The sequence below is a fragment of the Paenibacillus sp. CFBP 13594 genome, from assembly GCF_014842675.1.
Classification (GTDB): domain Bacteria; phylum Bacillota; class Bacilli; order Paenibacillales; family Paenibacillaceae; genus Paenibacillus; species Paenibacillus amylolyticus_B.
In genome coordinates this window covers 34,498-48,335 of record NZ_JACYVQ010000001.1, presented here as the reverse complement: position 1 = coordinate 48,335, position 13,838 = coordinate 34,498, and the positions used below count along the sequence as shown (strand labels likewise).

The 13,838-nt window shown below is 34.8% G+C and carries 26 protein-coding genes; all 26 read right to left on the bottom strand.

Annotation, left to right across the window (positions count from 1 at the left end):
* Positions 1 to 134: 134 nt before the first annotated feature.
* The 26 genes from IFU39_RS00440 to IFU39_RS00320 all read right to left on the bottom strand — a co-directional run bounded on the left by IFU39_RS00440 (position 135) and on the right by IFU39_RS00320 (position 13,814).
* Positions 135 to 410, bottom strand: coding sequence for a hypothetical protein (locus IFU39_RS00440; RefSeq protein WP_192130946.1), 276 nt, complete (start codon positions 408 to 410; stop codon positions 135 to 137).
* A complete protein-coding gene (locus IFU39_RS00435; RefSeq protein ID WP_192130944.1) occupies positions 401 to 1,345 on the bottom strand; it encodes a ParM/StbA family protein in 945 nt (314 codons plus the stop codon). Before IFU39_RS00435 ends, IFU39_RS00440 begins: the two co-directional genes overlap by 10 nt.
* A 296-nt stretch (positions 1,346 to 1,641) precedes the next feature.
* Positions 1,642 to 1,911 (bottom strand): hypothetical protein, encoded by a 270-nt coding sequence (locus tag IFU39_RS00430; RefSeq protein WP_192130942.1) that lies wholly within the window; start codon positions 1,909 to 1,911, stop codon positions 1,642 to 1,644.
* A gap of 408 nt (positions 1,912 to 2,319) precedes the next feature.
* Entirely contained in the window at positions 2,320 to 2,877 is a 558-nt protein-coding gene (locus IFU39_RS00425) for a metallophosphoesterase (RefSeq protein WP_192130940.1), read from the bottom strand.
* 450 nt (positions 2,878 to 3,327) lie between these two features.
* Entirely contained in the window at positions 3,328 to 3,483 is a 156-nt protein-coding gene (locus tag IFU39_RS00420) for a hypothetical protein (protein ID WP_192130938.1), read from the bottom strand.
* Positions 3,480 to 3,965 carry a hypothetical protein gene (locus IFU39_RS00415; protein WP_192130935.1) on the bottom strand — a complete coding sequence of 162 codons (486 nt, stop codon included), beginning with the start codon at positions 3,963 to 3,965 and terminating at the stop codon, positions 3,480 to 3,482. Before IFU39_RS00415 ends, IFU39_RS00420 begins: the two co-directional genes overlap by 4 nt.
* Positions 3,958 to 4,206, bottom strand: coding sequence for a hypothetical protein (locus IFU39_RS32630; RefSeq protein WP_206759539.1), 249 nt, complete (start codon positions 4,204 to 4,206; stop codon positions 3,958 to 3,960). The genes IFU39_RS00415 and IFU39_RS32630 overlap by 8 nt, the downstream gene beginning before the upstream one ends.
* 57 nt (positions 4,207 to 4,263) lie before the next feature.
* A complete protein-coding gene (locus tag IFU39_RS00410; RefSeq protein WP_206759538.1) occupies positions 4,264 to 4,890 on the bottom strand; it encodes a sigma-70 family RNA polymerase sigma factor in 627 nt (208 codons plus the stop codon).
* A gap of 200 nt (positions 4,891 to 5,090) precedes the next feature.
* Positions 5,091 to 5,837, bottom strand: a complete 747-nt coding sequence (locus tag IFU39_RS00405; protein WP_192130932.1) for a hypothetical protein — start codon at positions 5,835 to 5,837, stop codon at positions 5,091 to 5,093.
* A gap of 454 nt (positions 5,838 to 6,291) precedes the next feature.
* On the bottom strand, positions 6,292 to 6,525 hold the full coding sequence (locus tag IFU39_RS00400) for a hypothetical protein (RefSeq protein WP_192130930.1): 234 nt from the start codon (positions 6,523 to 6,525) through the stop codon (positions 6,292 to 6,294).
* 155 nt (positions 6,526 to 6,680) lie between these two features.
* Positions 6,681 to 6,959: a hypothetical protein gene (locus IFU39_RS00395; RefSeq protein WP_192130927.1), complete on the bottom strand. Its 279-nt coding sequence runs from the start codon at positions 6,957 to 6,959 to the stop codon at positions 6,681 to 6,683.
* A gap of 12 nt (positions 6,960 to 6,971) precedes the next feature.
* On the bottom strand, positions 6,972 to 7,706 hold the full coding sequence (locus IFU39_RS00390) for a hypothetical protein (protein WP_192130925.1): 735 nt from the start codon (positions 7,704 to 7,706) through the stop codon (positions 6,972 to 6,974).
* Positions 7,703 to 7,906, bottom strand: a complete 204-nt coding sequence (locus IFU39_RS00385) for a hypothetical protein (RefSeq protein WP_192130923.1) — start codon at positions 7,904 to 7,906, stop codon at positions 7,703 to 7,705. Before IFU39_RS00385 ends, IFU39_RS00390 begins: the two co-directional genes overlap by 4 nt.
* Complete coding sequence (locus IFU39_RS00380) at positions 7,903 to 8,247, bottom strand: hypothetical protein (RefSeq protein ID WP_192130921.1); 345 nt, start codon at positions 8,245 to 8,247, stop codon at positions 7,903 to 7,905. The genes IFU39_RS00385 and IFU39_RS00380 overlap by 4 nt, the downstream gene beginning before the upstream one ends.
* Positions 8,248 to 8,278: 31 nt before the next feature.
* Positions 8,279 to 8,641 (bottom strand): beta barrel domain-containing protein, encoded by a 363-nt coding sequence (locus tag IFU39_RS00375; RefSeq protein ID WP_192130919.1) that lies wholly within the window; start codon positions 8,639 to 8,641, stop codon positions 8,279 to 8,281.
* Positions 8,638 to 9,048 carry a YopX family protein gene (locus tag IFU39_RS00370; RefSeq protein ID WP_192130916.1) on the bottom strand — a complete coding sequence of 137 codons (411 nt, stop codon included), beginning with the start codon at positions 9,046 to 9,048 and terminating at the stop codon, positions 8,638 to 8,640. The genes IFU39_RS00375 and IFU39_RS00370 overlap by 4 nt, the downstream gene beginning before the upstream one ends.
* 272 nt (positions 9,049 to 9,320) lie before the next feature.
* Positions 9,321 to 9,707: a BC1872 family protein gene (locus IFU39_RS00365; RefSeq protein WP_192130914.1), complete on the bottom strand. Its 387-nt coding sequence runs from the start codon at positions 9,705 to 9,707 to the stop codon at positions 9,321 to 9,323.
* Between the two features lie 14 nt (positions 9,708 to 9,721).
* Positions 9,722 to 9,871, bottom strand: coding sequence for a hypothetical protein (locus tag IFU39_RS00360; RefSeq protein ID WP_192130913.1), 150 nt, complete (start codon positions 9,869 to 9,871; stop codon positions 9,722 to 9,724).
* Positions 9,872 to 9,906: 35 nt separating this feature from the next.
* A complete protein-coding gene (locus IFU39_RS00355) occupies positions 9,907 to 10,122 on the bottom strand; it encodes a hypothetical protein (protein WP_192130911.1) in 216 nt (71 codons plus the stop codon).
* A complete protein-coding gene (locus IFU39_RS00350) occupies positions 10,115 to 10,540 on the bottom strand; it encodes a hypothetical protein (RefSeq protein ID WP_192130908.1) in 426 nt (141 codons plus the stop codon). Before IFU39_RS00350 ends, IFU39_RS00355 begins: the two co-directional genes overlap by 8 nt.
* 59 nt (positions 10,541 to 10,599) lie before the next feature.
* The gene (locus tag IFU39_RS00345) at positions 10,600 to 11,160 is read right to left on the bottom strand and encodes a hypothetical protein (RefSeq protein WP_192130906.1); all 561 of its coding nucleotides are present in this window, start codon (positions 11,158 to 11,160) and stop codon (positions 10,600 to 10,602) included.
* Positions 11,161 to 11,214: 54 nt separating this feature from the next.
* Positions 11,215 to 11,502, bottom strand: coding sequence for a hypothetical protein (locus IFU39_RS00340; RefSeq protein ID WP_192130904.1), 288 nt, complete (start codon positions 11,500 to 11,502; stop codon positions 11,215 to 11,217).
* A gap of 174 nt (positions 11,503 to 11,676) precedes the next feature.
* Positions 11,677 to 12,057, bottom strand: coding sequence for a CPBP family intramembrane glutamic endopeptidase (locus IFU39_RS33500; protein WP_446740333.1), 381 nt, complete (start codon positions 12,055 to 12,057; stop codon positions 11,677 to 11,679).
* A 249-nt stretch (positions 12,058 to 12,306) separates the two neighbouring features.
* Positions 12,307 to 12,804, bottom strand: a complete 498-nt coding sequence (locus IFU39_RS00330) for a dihydrofolate reductase (protein ID WP_192130900.1) — start codon at positions 12,802 to 12,804, stop codon at positions 12,307 to 12,309.
* The gene (gene thyA / locus IFU39_RS00325; protein WP_192130898.1) at positions 12,801 to 13,595 is read right to left on the bottom strand and encodes a thymidylate synthase; all 795 of its coding nucleotides are present in this window, start codon (positions 13,593 to 13,595) and stop codon (positions 12,801 to 12,803) included. Before thyA ends, IFU39_RS00330 begins: the two co-directional genes overlap by 4 nt.
* Complete coding sequence (locus IFU39_RS00320) at positions 13,596 to 13,814, bottom strand: hypothetical protein (RefSeq protein WP_192130896.1); 219 nt, start codon at positions 13,812 to 13,814, stop codon at positions 13,596 to 13,598.
* Between the last annotated feature and the right edge of the window lie 24 nt (positions 13,815 to 13,838).

The window sequence follows — 13,838 nt, the reverse complement described above, 5'->3', positions numbered from 1 at the left end:
TTATTTTACATTATTATTTTATTATTAAAGGATATATTCTTATCACCTTCTTAAAGTAGTATACTGGTGATTCAACAGCAAAATACTTATTCGACACTCCTCACAATCTATGTATAAGTAGGCCGAAGCCTACATTAAAATGAATCGAACAGTTCTTCCAACTTTTCCTCATATAATTCTGTATCCTCTGATTGTTCCTGTTCACTCTGAATAATGAATTCAACAGTTTCTTTAATAGTTGGATGGTTCGAATGAGAGTTGTGTAAGTAAGGTGTACTACCAAAGAATAGCAACCTAAGTGCTTTCCTTACAACATCACTCTTATCTTCGTGCGGAGGCAGGTTTTTCCATACTTCGCGTAGATCCTCGTCTTTAATCGGTCTTAATCTTGCTCTTGCCGCTATTTCCATGATTTTTTACCTATCTTCCCGTATCCTCTCACTTGAGCTAACTGATCCATCAAGACTTTATTAGGTAGATCTAAGTAATCAAAGATATATCGAGCAGCTCCACCAGCAATTAAATATATGTCGAATTCCGTATTCAGACTTTCAATTTCATTCTTAATCTGTAAAGCTAATGATTTAAATGCTCTTCTAATCAAAGGGACGATGTTGTGTCCTTGGTATCTGCCTGAAATCACGAATGGGTCTAATTCGTAAATTGCAGGAGTATGCCCAGTTAATTTTTGTATGTAAGTTTGCAGCAATGTGTAAGCTTTCTCGACGCCAACCAATACACTTTTTGACTCTTTCATTATTGTTGACTTATCAAATCCCAATAAGTTTAGAGTGTAAAACCCTAAGTCTGCCGTAAGTATTTTTTTCTTTGCTTCTTTTAATCTGACGATCTTTCCATCGTCGTCTAGTAAATAATCCATTGTAATGCCCAAACCCTGTGGAACCGTCTTGCACCTTTCGACGATGGGTTGCACTGGGTAACTCTTCCCTTTACCCTTGCGAATTTTATATTCTCCTTGATCGGCTAAGCCAAGTAGTTTTTCTTCGAATGGAGCTTTTTGTGTGAAGTAAAAGTTAATGGGAAGTCCACTGACCAAACTCACCTTATCTTTTTTTGCTAAGTATCCCAAAGTGGTCTTCATAACAACATCGCTAGTTTCAGCTTCAGCCTTTTTGTTGTTTAGTGAGAAGTACTTTATGTCACTGAATTCTAGTGCAACATTCCCCACAAATAGTTCATCATTATAGACGAAATGATCTGATTTAATATTTTGATCAAACATGTCTTTTGCTTCTCCTACTATTGTAGGCTGACGATAAAATTTTCCGTCTCTTTCTGCTTTGGTCCATTTAAAACCCAGATCTAAGTTCAGTATATTGCTCAAAGTGATACAACCTCCTCTAAAGTCATGTACACATTGGTTCCCATCTTAGATAGTTTGGTATATTTGTGTACATTTGTAGCCTCTATAAGAATGATTGTATCATTTAATATTTATTTTGTATAGTGTTATTTTATTATTATATAAATGAGCAATACCATATTTAACACTGATAATAGCAGTGCCAAATACATAACGAAATACATCTCTATGACACTTTTCAGATACTCCTTCTTGTGAATCTTACTTACAATACGCTTAAGCATGTCTCACTGGCCCCTTCCTGTAAAATTGATGTTTCATCGGGAACTGTGCTTCAAAAAACGTTGATAGCTCAAGGATAATTCCCTCAACCATTCGTGATTATTACACTTTTCGCTGCGAGTATCCAAAGCAAGGTCAATCATCGAACTAATTTGGTCTCCAGACAGTTCAACATCATCGATTTCTACGTCACAATAAAATTGAACAACCTCATGATATTTACTTGGGTTAGCTATGCCATTTAACTTGTTTTCTATGTATAATTCTAAATTCACTTTAGCTTCAGGATACTCTTTCTTGATCATGCTGACTGCCTCATGGTATGTGAACTTTCTTAGATCGTCTCCGTCAAACTGAAAACGGATAATGAAACTATTGAAGTGAAGTCTTCTTAGTATATAATCATATGTTACTGTTTTTTGGTCGAAGATGTACTCCATGTTCAATTTCTTATCCTTAAAAGCCGGATAGAATACTCTCAAATGTTTATCGAACAGCTCGAACAATTCTTTGTCATTTAGTTTTATCATATGTATTTACCTTCCTAATTAAAATGGATCATCCTCAGACTGGTAGTATTCTAAGTCATAATTCAATTGCCATTCAATTAACTTTGCTATGTATTTATCATAATCTTCTTTCTCAATCAATCCATTTTTAAATCTCATATTTATTATTTTATTATAATTGTATACTAGGATAGCTTAGCACCTCTACTCTGTATTTGAACGTAGTTCTAACAATTGTTCTTTTCTAACCTTCAGGTCTTCTAAAATTAACTCTTCGGGAATCAAGTTACCAAACCCAACAGTATCTCTTGTAAATGAACTGTCAATTCCTACATTGATCTGATTCACATAATTCGATGATCTACTATGAATATGTCCATGAATCGAATAAGCATTTGGTGTTAATCCAATCTCAATTGGATAGTGGAATAGGAATAGATGCTGCTTATCAATTTTTTTAACAATCATATTTTCAACCTCTTCGAAGTGATGAGCCATTTTCTTTACTGCGTTGGCATTGTCGTGGTTACCAATTGTAAGATGAATCTTTCCCTTTAGTCTTGGCACGATACTTTCCCATTTAGTGATTCCACCAAATACAAAGTCACCAAGATGATATACTGTATCGTTATTATTCACTGTCTGATTCCATTGCTCAATTAGGTATTCGTCCATCTCTTCAATTGTATTAAATGGTCTGTTCTCATGCTGAACAATGTTCTTGTGTGAGAAGTGGCTGTCCGATGTGTACCAAACTGACAATTTACTTATCCTCCTTTACCTCTAAAGGTGTGTAGCAATCTGAACAAATAATCCATGTACATGTATCTAAGCAATTTGAAAACTGATACCACTTAGATGGCACAAAATACTCTTTAGTTGATGTGAATTTTGGTGTATATTCACAGTTCCGACAGTATAAAAAGTCGGTGTTACTGTTTAGTCTTGCTGACGGTTTATAGCCGTATATGCTTAAGTGCTTATTTACTTTTTTCATCTTTTCTCCGTTAGTACATATATAAATGTTTGATAAGGAATAATCACTATGATTGCCCCAATCATGAGCCACAACAAGTGACCCCAAGTAAATACCAGCTTGCCTTTTACCACACGTATAAATACAACCAGACTGAAGATTAAACATAGAGCCAACCAAGCATTGAAAATTATATTTACTATATGAACCTCTCCTTTTCAATTCAAATGCATCTTTTACTGACTTACGATTTTTGCTACACAATATAAATCTTCTTCATCTATAGATTTTGAATAGTCTAAAGCTTTTTCTTCTGAATAGAATTCTTCTATTGAGTAACCCGACTCAGTTCTATGATCCCAAAATGATATTACTATCCACTTTTCATTCATACATTGATACCTTTTAATTGCTCAATAACATCGCACATATACCAATAAAGATCGCTTAATTCTTCTGATTTATGTCCACCAAGAAAGATCCAATAAGATTCACCTTCAAAAGATATATCAATTTCATTTGTCCTATATACTTGTTTCCATCCACCAGTATGTCTTTCTTTTAATCCTCCATGCTGCTCTATGTATTTTTTAAACTCTACATTAAACTTTTCGTAGCTGTTAATTGCATGACTTAATTTTGCAAATCCCATGTATCCTTCTACTGCAATATGGAACTGATCTTTATCTGAATACCAAACTCTGTCCTTCCAAACACTGTAATCATCGCCATCCCAACTGAATACTTCTTTAGTGTGGCCTTTGCTTGCTGCTTCATCAAACTTGCCTTGTTTATAAGCTTCATTGTAGTAGGCTTGCCTGATTGACTCCATCTCTTCTGAATAGAAAAGATATTTAAGTTGTCGATTATCCATTCCCATTTTCCTCCCCAAAGTAATCATTAATCGCTTCTTCGATATAACTTTTTCCAATATTCAATGAGTAATTAACGTTGAATACAGTCTGATACACCAAAGGGCATAGCTTCTTCTTGATTTTCACATTGTGACTATGAATTACTCCTACTCTCTCAACCCACTCAGAATTATTTTTATATGTGATTTTATATGTAATATTGTCATAAACATAATACTTAATAATTTTATTTCTGCTCAAGATTCTCCTCTTTTCTATGTGAAATATAAGTTTCATTTAAACTATGTATTCTATGTATTATGCAAACGCTGGAGCTAATTTCTTTAAGACGTTTTTGTATTGAAAATGAGTTGTTTGTCTCGTTTGATTGATCTCTTTTCCAATATCTGATATACCCATACCATCAAAAAAGTATTTTTGAGCAACTACACGTTCTTTTTCGTTAAGTTTTGTTTCTATAAGTCCAACAAGTTGGTTATTGAATTCATCCTCTTCGATCTGACTGAACTTTGAAAACTCTTCGTTTGATAAAATATCAGCAATTGTTTTATCGCTTCCATCACCTGATTTTCCTATTGGTGTTTCAATACTTACCGTTTGAAATGATCCACGACACTTCATGTGTTTATAGCGTTCTGCTTTCACAAACTCCATCCATACAATTCGACTAGCATAAGTAACAAACTTGATGTCCTTTGAAGTATCATAGGTATCAAATGCAACAATCAAACCATAGAGACCTAAACTGACCAAATCATCTAAATCATCTCTATAGCCAGATTTCTTCCACTGGTTCGCCAGCTTTACAACGACACGAATATTGTTGTTGATTACTCTGTCTTTCAACTCTTTGTTATCTGTTTCTTTTGCTACCTTAATCATTGCTTCATTGTCAAAATTCGGATCATATTGTTGTAGCATCATGTTAAAATTCATTTTCTCTACCTATTACACATGCAACTCTGGCGCATGCCCTTATTTATGTATTTGTGTTGACGATATTTTATGTAAAACGTATAATATACCTACAATAGACGAAGGTTTAAACGAGAGCAGTCATTACCTTAATTGGTGTGGTTGCTCTTTTTTTTGTTTTAAAACAAGTGTTTCATTAAGACTATGTATTAACTAAATGTCGGCTCTGGTTTTGCTTCAACCTCAACACAATCTGAATCTGACTCGACATCGATATTTAAGGTTGTGTAGTTCTGATTCAACTTCATCAACAAGAGTTCAAAATCATTTAAGTGTCTAAGAGATTTTATATCTTTTACTTCATGACGCTCAATGTTCCACCCTTTGTCTTTACTTTCCTTCCAGCGATGCAATCTAATTGACTGATTCATCTCTTCATCTTTCTCACATTCAAAAATCAAGTTAGCGTACTCATACGAACCCCAAAGTCTTTCTTCGCTATAATCTACCTCTAATGTAACTTCGGCATATTCATAACTAACGCCATCATCGTAATCAACCTCTAATTTGTTCGTATCAATGTTCTTAGATACATAGCTCATCCATTGCTTATAGAGATCCGATACATTCAATTGCTTTACTTTGTCATCTGAAATCATAAGATTTTTGAAATTACTAAGAAGTTGCTTATTCTCAAGTGCTGAGTTTTGAAGTACATCTACCAGCACCGTATCCAGTTTAGTTATGTATTGTGAATAGTCATAAGACTCAAGATAGGGAACCATTACCGATTTAACTTTATCCTCAATAATCTTTGTGACATCGCCATATGAGCGGAATAGATTTTCAAGTGCATTTACTACACCTTTCTCAAGTTGTTGCTCAATCAACTTCTCTACAGTTCCATCCTCAAGCTTTTTAGTGATTGTATCTTTAATGCTGTTTTCAAGTGTCATAATCATTTCTCCCTTTTCTATTTTTTAATTTCAGAGTGACTATTGGTTTTTAAATACCATTTTTATCTATTTACTTTCCAGAACAAATTTACACAGTGTTGTATTGTTCAACTATTGTACAAAATTACGATCAAATCTGCCTCGGTATTCCATTTCATTTCGTTAATCCGAGCGATTTCTAAAAAAACTTTGAATGCAGTTCTACTACTAATCATCTTACTAAAAGGTGGTTAGTTCTATGAAAAAAGTATTCAATTGTTTTAATTATGTATGTACACGGGTGTATATTACTATTCAAAGCAATAAAGTTTCTAAGTTTGTATTTAATAACTTTGAGGACATTTACAACTTGTTCGACTGCATTTCTACTAATTTCTTTTAAATACTATCTAGCCTAAACCATCCTAACTGGGTGGTTTTTCTCTTTAAAACAGGTATTTTACAAACATCATTGTTATCCATGTTTCTCAATGAATTTTCTGGCTTCTTTTAATTTCTTCTCTAATTCAATTTGTTTTTCTTTGGATTTTAGTTCTATCCTTTTCTGTTCTGCTTCTTCTGCAAGTTCTTGTAATTTCTTGTATTCATCATTATTTGTAAATAGTGATAAAGGTATATAAATATCTTTATATATATCTCCCCATCCATATGTAAATACACTTGTTTCGATTTTGAAGCCTACATCCACAGAACAAATATTCTCAATTTCTTAGTGCTCATTATTGATTCGACCATGAAAAGAAATGATTTGATCAATAAAATTCTCAATTTCACTATAGTGTTGATGGTATATTTGAATTACATCTGCATTGAACAATTAATAACCCCCTGTTTGCTATGTAGCTATTCGCTAATATCCTCTTTCATCGCTTCCCATAAGGCATCGACTAATTCTTTTCCTTCATAGTGTCTATCAGTAAGAAAAGTACACACATTCCATTTCCTATCTACAATACTTCTACCAACTGTTACTTCGTCCAAGTAGTCAATCATCTTACCAATATCCATCTTTCTACAATGATAGCTAGCCCAATTACTACGAGGTACGATTTCATTAAAGAAAGAGTAAAATTGTTCTTCTGTTACTTCTCTAGCTTGCTTTGGAGTGATATGATATTTCATCGCCGTCTCCATTTAGTTATCCCAAGGAATCTTAATTGCATATTTGTTCTCACCGTAATAAGTAGTTGTCCATTTTTGTTTTGAGCACCACTCATCCAGAAACTTTTGTAGCTCATCTTTTCCTTCAATGTTATCTAATGCGTCCTCATGTAAATCTTCAGACTCTCGATCTAAGATATCAGCAGCATCAAGCGACAAACTGATTGAGCGAGTACCCCATACATAAATAGGTTTCAGATCTTCTGGTTCATGATTATCTTCCCATGACTCAATAAATTCATCAAAACTTGCGAAATATCCATCGCTATATGGATAGTCATCTGATTGATACATCCCCATTTTTTTGGCAATATCATCGGACGGATCTAGTTTAATTGCTTTATCCCACATTTCTTGTTCTCTTGTTGCTCTTTCAATACCTTTTTCATTCAGTGCTTCAGGACAATCGCAATCATTAAATCGTGATAATTTCTCATTACAAAATTTACACAGATTGACTACTCCTGAGTAGCAGTGTCTGCAACTGATTATGTATTGATTATCGTACGGAAAGAGTTTTCTTTTATCTGGATCATTGGATAGTCCATATATTTGATTTGTAATTTCTAGTCCAGTTCCTGAACAGTCGTCACATAATTTCTGATTTTTTTGCAAATCCTTTTTCAGTCCATTTTTCAATACTTTCGATAAATAAGATAATGCATCAACAGTTACTGTGATTGGCTTCTCAAATGTTGATTCTGTCAAATTGAACCCTCCTTCATTTTCCCCCATGGATTTTTATCTCTGTAATCTTGAATAGTTACTTCTCCACCCGCATAATTGTAATCTTTAAGGATCTGCTTAATACTGTTTAGAGCGTCATTGCACCCTTTCTCACTCGGATGCTGTGAAACATTATGCAAAATATTCGAAAGTTGATTCATTGTCATCTGTAAGTAGCTCATCTATTTTCTTCTCCCCAATCCTCTTCAGTTACTGCTCTTAAAGCATCGATCAATATGTATTCTTGTTCTTTGCAAAGCTTCATTTTAACTGAAGTGGGATAATCTTCTTCAAATTCATCAAATGGCTTCTTATAAAACTCAACACTCTCAATATTCCATAATTTATCATCTGGAGTTGAATTCGATTTACGACAACTTCGATACACACTTAAATACAAATGATCGCTTAATTTAATCTCTAACCGTCCACAGGCACATCCACCTTCAGCATCAAAATTCAATGTTCTATCTTTAATGCTTTTTATAATATTTCTGAAGTAATCTTCTTTAATTCTTAGCATTGGCCTTCCCCCAATTTATATCTATTTAAAACTAGACTTTCACAGACAAATTATCGACTTGTTCTTTGAACTCTTGGAGCTCTTTAAGACTCATTAGTTTTAATCTTGAGCTTAAACTTTTTAACAATTCTTCTTTTTGCTTTGCTCTTTCTACTGTTAACCAGTATTGACTCCCACTAAGATATGCTTTATAAAAGAATGGCATTTCTGAAGCAGTCAATGTTTTCCTATCGAGACGTAATAAGTAACTACCGCCCTTCCTCATCACATAGACACTCGTCTTGTTGATTTTCTCAATAATGTATTCATCTACTCCGGGCTCTGTTTTATAGAAACTTGAACTGTTAATCCATAGAGATTGTCCAATTTCCAATTCTGTTCTTGTTTGATTCATTGTTTAACCTCCAATAGTTCAGGATTATCTTTGATATTTCCAATCACTTCATACTTTATTACAGATGGATCACTCTCACTTTTAAGCCAGCTAATTGCATTCATTTCGCAATCTATCCAAGGTTCCAAATCAAAAGCTGGATATCCTCGATCTGCTCCATATTCAATTACTCCAATGTAATATTCTTTTTCTGAATAGTTAGTATCAAAAGTGATTTTTATAATGCTGCCCTCACACATCTTCTTGCCATTACTGTCATCGACTCCAATATAACGATCAGATAAATCAAAAGTTCTGCTTTCAATTTCCTTCAAAATCATACTATATGCTGATTGACCTCCTGAATCCAATTCCATCCTCTCAGTATTGATCCATTGAGTCAGCTTATCCACATCTATAATCTTCATATTTATATCTCCAACCCCTTTTTGAATTTTAATTCGATTAAGTCTCCACACAATAGTCTTGATCAATATGTATAACATCGCTTAATACATGACATTGAAGAGTTTCATAATCAATAGATTCGCCATAATTCAATTTCAGATAGTCGTTGATGACCTCATCATCGGATGGGTTATTAGGTCTATTGATTGAAACATCTATTTTAAACATGAGACCAACTTCCCATTCAGACTTTGTCTTAAAGCATATAAGATATTGATTCATTTATATCCCCCTATATGTCCAATACAGCCAATAACGCAGCTTTGCAACGTTGTTCAGGTGTTGCGTGGATATAATCAAACATTCCAACGTACTCACCTGTGCCAATCACGACCTGCTTTAATGCTATGCAATATTTAGCCTGTAACCTCAGTTCCTTGATCTTCTCTTCAACTTCCCACGCAGATGAAATCTCTAAAGAGTAGGCTAGACATTCTCTCCATGTCACACCTGTATCAGTCTCTTTAACAAAAACACGTCTGTCGGGTATTGTATAAGTTACATGTTTATACTTAAATTCTGTTAAATCTTCACCATCAAACAAATTCGTATGAATATAGCGGTCAATTTCCACTGGTTCCATCACCAGTACCTGCTCTCGGCTCAATGTTTGTGTCATTTATGTATCCTCTCCTATTCGTATTCTCCGTGAGTGTCATAGCTACAACGTGTGCAATATCCTGCTTGTTCAATGTCGTAGCTGTAGTAACCCGTGCTAACGGTATACGTTTCCCACTTGTGTCCTCTGTAATTGCATATCAATCTCTTAAACCATCTGATCATCTGTATATCCCTCCTTGGTATGATCTATTATTAATTCACAGTTTTACTCGTTCATAACCCTCAATTCCACCTTCAATATCATATTTCAATTTGATAGGATACTCATCATCAATCAGTTCTCGAATTGCGCTATGTTCGTCATACATAATTGCACACCCGATATCGTCTGTGTAACAATCTGATCCTGATTCCTCTCGTAGAAATTCTGTTTTACCCTCTTCAAAATCCCTAGCAATTGCAAAATTATTCATATGTATTATCTCCTTTTTGAATGACCGGATTAAAATCATCTCGTCCCACAGCCTCACGCAGTACGTTGTAAATCTGTGAAGCGACAACCATATTTGATGTGTTATGCATCAATTCGTTGAGGTAGTTTGACATTACATCTTTGCTCCGTTGTGCCTCTTCAAGCTCCTTGAGTAGATAAGCGATATATTCAGGAGCCTTGGCGATCAGTTCAGCATCTTCCTCGCGGATGTATGTGTACTCAATTCCGACTGAAAATGCATGACCAACGATGCTGATTGGTGACTTTAGTTGAGGATGATCATACTCAGTGCCAATCAAAGTTTCTGTTTGATTCGCTCCCACTCTTGACTGATATACGGACCAAGGCCCCGGTGTAGCTGCCGCCAACGCTTGTTTGATTTCTTCCTGCTTACTCATGGCATTTTTCCTCCTTTAATTTCCGATAAAATTAGATTTTCTTTTAGTTTTCTTATGTATTAAAAGTTGTTTGTTGCAATAGCAATGGCTATATGGCGCTTTTCTGACTGAGTATCTTTGATATCCCTGTTGATGGCTGCCAATTCGTTCTCCAAACTTGCAATTAGATTGTCACATTCAATGCGGACATTTTCGGAACGAGTCATATACTTTTTATATTTCAGTACCGCAATTTCTGCCTCATATTTAATCGTCAGTTCTTCCGCTTTCTTCCGTTTAGCCATTTCTGATCTATGTATTTTGCGTAATTCCTTCTTATAGAAATCCACCACTTTATCTCTAAATGAAATATGATTTCGATTGTCTCTGTCGATATCATATAAAGTTGTGACTAAGTTACCTTCCATGTTTAGGTAGATGGCAATCTTCTTAGCATAGGAGAACATGTGACCGTCAATACCTTCGTTATCTGGTACGATTCCAATGTATTCAGCAGTCTTAAGTAGTGATCTAATATACTCTGTTGCAGATCTCTTATTCTTACCAAAGTTCGGATATCTTTCTTGTACACGTATGAAAGCATGTTGGGAGATTTCCATGTTAGTGACTTTAAAATTCATGTTAACAACTCCTTGTTATATGTATTTTATATTTTGATAAAAGACGGCTTTTACTTAAACAATGACTTTTCCTTCTAGCCGATCATATGCAGCCTTAACTCTTTCTGAAACTTCTATGTATGAATTCTTATTTTGATATAGATCAATAACCTCACCATTTTCAACGATAAAACGATTATAGTAGTATTGAATATGTTTCTTATTGTCTTCAATCTTTACTACTTGTCCAAGTGTTACACACTTCTTAATCTTATATCGTACTTCTTCAAACGAATCACAACTCAGATAACTCTTCATACACAGTTGACTGTACTTATCAATCACACTTGGCTTAATTTTCATTTGTTTTATGTTCCTCCTACTGTTCATAACGTTCATCAATATATGTATAGCAGAGCTCTCGTTCTTTGGCATCCTTACCTGCTTCGTAACACATCTTTCTGTGTGCCTCACGAACACCTTCAAAGGATTTACACCAGAATAGATATTGGATTAGTTTGTTGAGCATATGTATTATCACCCTTTCAGCGACATGATTAGTATTGATATAAAATTGAATGCTGCATGACTTATTATTGGAACTAAGAGACTGTTGCTTTTCTTGCAATACCAACACCACACGAATCCAATAAATACATAGCCTAAGAATGCGGTTGGATTGAAATGTGGAATTGCGAATACTATGGAACTGATTAGTGCAGATAATGTAAATCCTAATTTGTGATTGAGCCGTTTAAATATAAATCCTCTGCATATGTACTCCTCTATGATAGGGCTGAATGTGACACTATAGATGTAAACCACTGGGACAGAAATTGGTGCATCTAGTATTGTAGCCGTTTCAAAGTATTTACTTGTCAAAGAATTGACAATGTTAAATCCAATAAAAGCAAACATTGTTGAGTAAAATAAATTTTCAAGGTTATTTCTTAAATTAAATCTGTTTAATTCTTCAATTATCTTGTTCCGTTGCTTGACCATAAGCCACCCCAACATTATCGGTGGTAATATTACCAATGCCAATTTAAAGATTATCAATCACCTTCTCTAACATATAATCCCTCCTAAAAGAAAAAGTACAGGTTCTCTTTGACCTGTACTTAGTTTAACATCTATTTTATTTATAATCAAGTGTTATTTTATCATTTATAATTTTTTCATTATTCTGCTTTTTATAGTGTACGTAACGCCGTTTTTTCCGATTGCTTCAATTATCTCTTCTTTATCCACACTCCATGATTCCCGATCAAGTTGAGGAAAGTAACTATCACCATCGAACTTTGCCTGAATCTCATTTAGATACAGTAGATCAACAAGATGAAGAGACTGCTCATATATAGAGCTACCACCGATTACAAATGTCTCTATACCAGTATCTGTTGCATATCGCAATGCCTCTTCAATATGGTTAACAACTATCCCATTGCTGACAACGTAATTCTGGTCTGAAGTGATAATGATATTAGTTCGATTTGGCAAAACTTTACCGATAGACTCATAAGTACGCCTTCCCATGATAACATTTGCATTCATTGTAATCCTCTTAAAGTATTGAAGATCCCAAGGAATATACCAAGGCAGCTTTCCACTATTACCGATTAAACGATTCTGATCCATAGCAACTATTAATGAAAGTTTACTCATACTGCAATTGGAGCTTTAATGCCCGGATGATGCTGATAGTTCTCAAATTCGAAATCTTCAAATTTATAATCAAAAATAGAATCCGGCTTACGCTTGATTACCAGCTTAGGTAACGCATAAGGTTCGCGCTCCATCTGAGTTTTAACCTGATCAACATGATTGGAATAGATGTGAACATCCCCGCCAGACCAGATGAAATCGCCCACCTCTAGATCACATTGCTGCGCGATCATATGAGTCAAGAGTGCATAGCTCGCGATGTTAAACGGTAACCCGAGGAACGTATCCACGGAACGCATTGTAAGCATACATGATAATTTACCCTCTGCAACGTAAAACTGAAACGCGAAATGACAAGGTGGAAGCTTCATATTGTTGATCTCAGCCACATTCCATGCGCTGACAAGGTGTCTTCGAGAATCGGGATTGTTTTTAATTGAATCAATTACTGCTGCTATCTGATCAATTTTTTCTCCGTTTGGTGCTTCCCATGTGCGCCACTGAGAACCATACACTGGGCCCAAGTCACCGTCTTCATTTGCCCAATCATCCCAAATTTTCACACCATTTTCTTTCAAGTAGGTAATATTGGTTTCACCACTCAAAAACCATAACAGTTCATGAATTACGGATTTAAGATGAATTCGTTTTGTTGTTGCCAGTGGAAACCCTTCAGATAGGTCGTATCTAAGCTGTCTACTAAATACCGACTGTGTTCCAGTTCCAGTGCGATCTCCTTTATGCACACCGTTGTTCAAAATATCCTGTAATAAATCGAGATAGTTTTTCATTTAAGATGCACACCCTTCACAGGCAATGTAATTGTCTCCTACCTTTTTACTGATATTGATTACTTTGCCCAACCTGATATCTGACTCGTCCGTAAATTCCAGATCTGCAATACGTGCAACAATAAGTTCAGCAGCTTCTTCTTGACTTTCGGCCTCTTGACTAAACTCTGAACTTGAATTGTCTGACAAAACCTCATATATAAAAGTGTATCTCATCATTGTACATTCTCCTTAAATTTTCTT

What these genes read in the sequence shown, in the direction of transcription:
- IFU39_RS00330 (WP_192130900.1), bottom strand. Translation starts at nt 12,804, where the DNA reads ATGAGTAAACTTTCATTAATAGTTGCTATGGATCAGAATCGTTTAATC.
- IFU39_RS00405 (WP_192130932.1), bottom strand. Translation starts at nt 5,837, where the DNA reads ATGACACTTGAAAACAGCATTAAAGATACAATCACTAAAAAGCTTGAG.
- IFU39_RS00380 (WP_192130921.1), bottom strand. Translation starts at nt 8,247, where the DNA reads ATGCTAAGAATTAAAGAAGATTACTTCAGAAATATTATAAAAAGCATT.
- IFU39_RS00385 (WP_192130923.1), bottom strand. Translation starts at nt 7,906, where the DNA reads ATGAGCTACTTACAGATGACAATGAATCAACTTTCGAATATTTTGCAT.
- IFU39_RS00420 (WP_192130938.1), bottom strand. Translation starts at nt 3,483, where the DNA reads ATGAATGAAAAGTGGATAGTAATATCATTTTGGGATCATAGAACTGAG.
- IFU39_RS00355 (WP_192130911.1), bottom strand. Translation starts at nt 10,122, where the DNA reads ATGAATAATTTTGCAATTGCTAGGGATTTTGAAGAGGGTAAAACAGAA.
- IFU39_RS00395 (WP_192130927.1), bottom strand. Translation starts at nt 6,959, where the DNA reads ATGAAATATCATATCACTCCAAAGCAAGCTAGAGAAGTAACAGAAGAA.
- thyA (WP_192130898.1), bottom strand. Translation starts at nt 13,595, where the DNA reads ATGAAAAACTATCTCGATTTATTACAGGATATTTTGAACAACGGTGTG.
- IFU39_RS00340 (WP_192130904.1), bottom strand. Translation starts at nt 11,502, where the DNA reads ATGAAAATTAAGCCAAGTGTGATTGATAAGTACAGTCAACTGTGTATG.
- IFU39_RS00345 (WP_192130906.1), bottom strand. Translation starts at nt 11,160, where the DNA reads ATGAATTTTAAAGTCACTAACATGGAAATCTCCCAACATGCTTTCATA.
- IFU39_RS00415 (WP_192130935.1), bottom strand. Translation starts at nt 3,965, where the DNA reads ATGGATAATCGACAACTTAAATATCTTTTCTATTCAGAAGAGATGGAG.
- IFU39_RS00360 (WP_192130913.1), bottom strand. Translation starts at nt 9,871, where the DNA reads ATGATCAGATGGTTTAAGAGATTGATATGCAATTACAGAGGACACAAG.
- IFU39_RS00365 (WP_192130914.1), bottom strand. Translation starts at nt 9,707, where the DNA reads ATGACACAAACATTGAGCCGAGAGCAGGTACTGGTGATGGAACCAGTG.
- IFU39_RS00430 (WP_192130942.1), bottom strand. Translation starts at nt 1,911, where the DNA reads ATGATCAAGAAAGAGTATCCTGAAGCTAAAGTGAATTTAGAATTATAC.
- IFU39_RS00410 (WP_206759538.1), bottom strand. Translation starts at nt 4,890, where the DNA reads ATGATGCTACAACAATATGATCCGAATTTTGACAATGAAGCAATGATT.
- IFU39_RS00375 (WP_192130919.1), bottom strand. Translation starts at nt 8,641, where the DNA reads ATGAATCAAACAAGAACAGAATTGGAAATTGGACAATCTCTATGGATT.
- IFU39_RS00440 (WP_192130946.1), bottom strand. Translation starts at nt 410, where the DNA reads ATGGAAATAGCGGCAAGAGCAAGATTAAGACCGATTAAAGACGAGGAT.
- IFU39_RS00370 (WP_192130916.1), bottom strand. Translation starts at nt 9,048, where the DNA reads ATGAAGATTATAGATGTGGATAAGCTGACTCAATGGATCAATACTGAG.
- IFU39_RS33500 (WP_446740333.1), bottom strand. Translation starts at nt 12,057, where the DNA reads ATGTTTGCTTTTATTGGATTTAACATTGTCAATTCTTTGACAAGTAAA.
- IFU39_RS00320 (WP_192130896.1), bottom strand. Translation starts at nt 13,814, where the DNA reads ATGATGAGATACACTTTTATATATGAGGTTTTGTCAGACAATTCAAGT.
- IFU39_RS00350 (WP_192130908.1), bottom strand. Translation starts at nt 10,540, where the DNA reads ATGAGTAAGCAGGAAGAAATCAAACAAGCGTTGGCGGCAGCTACACCG.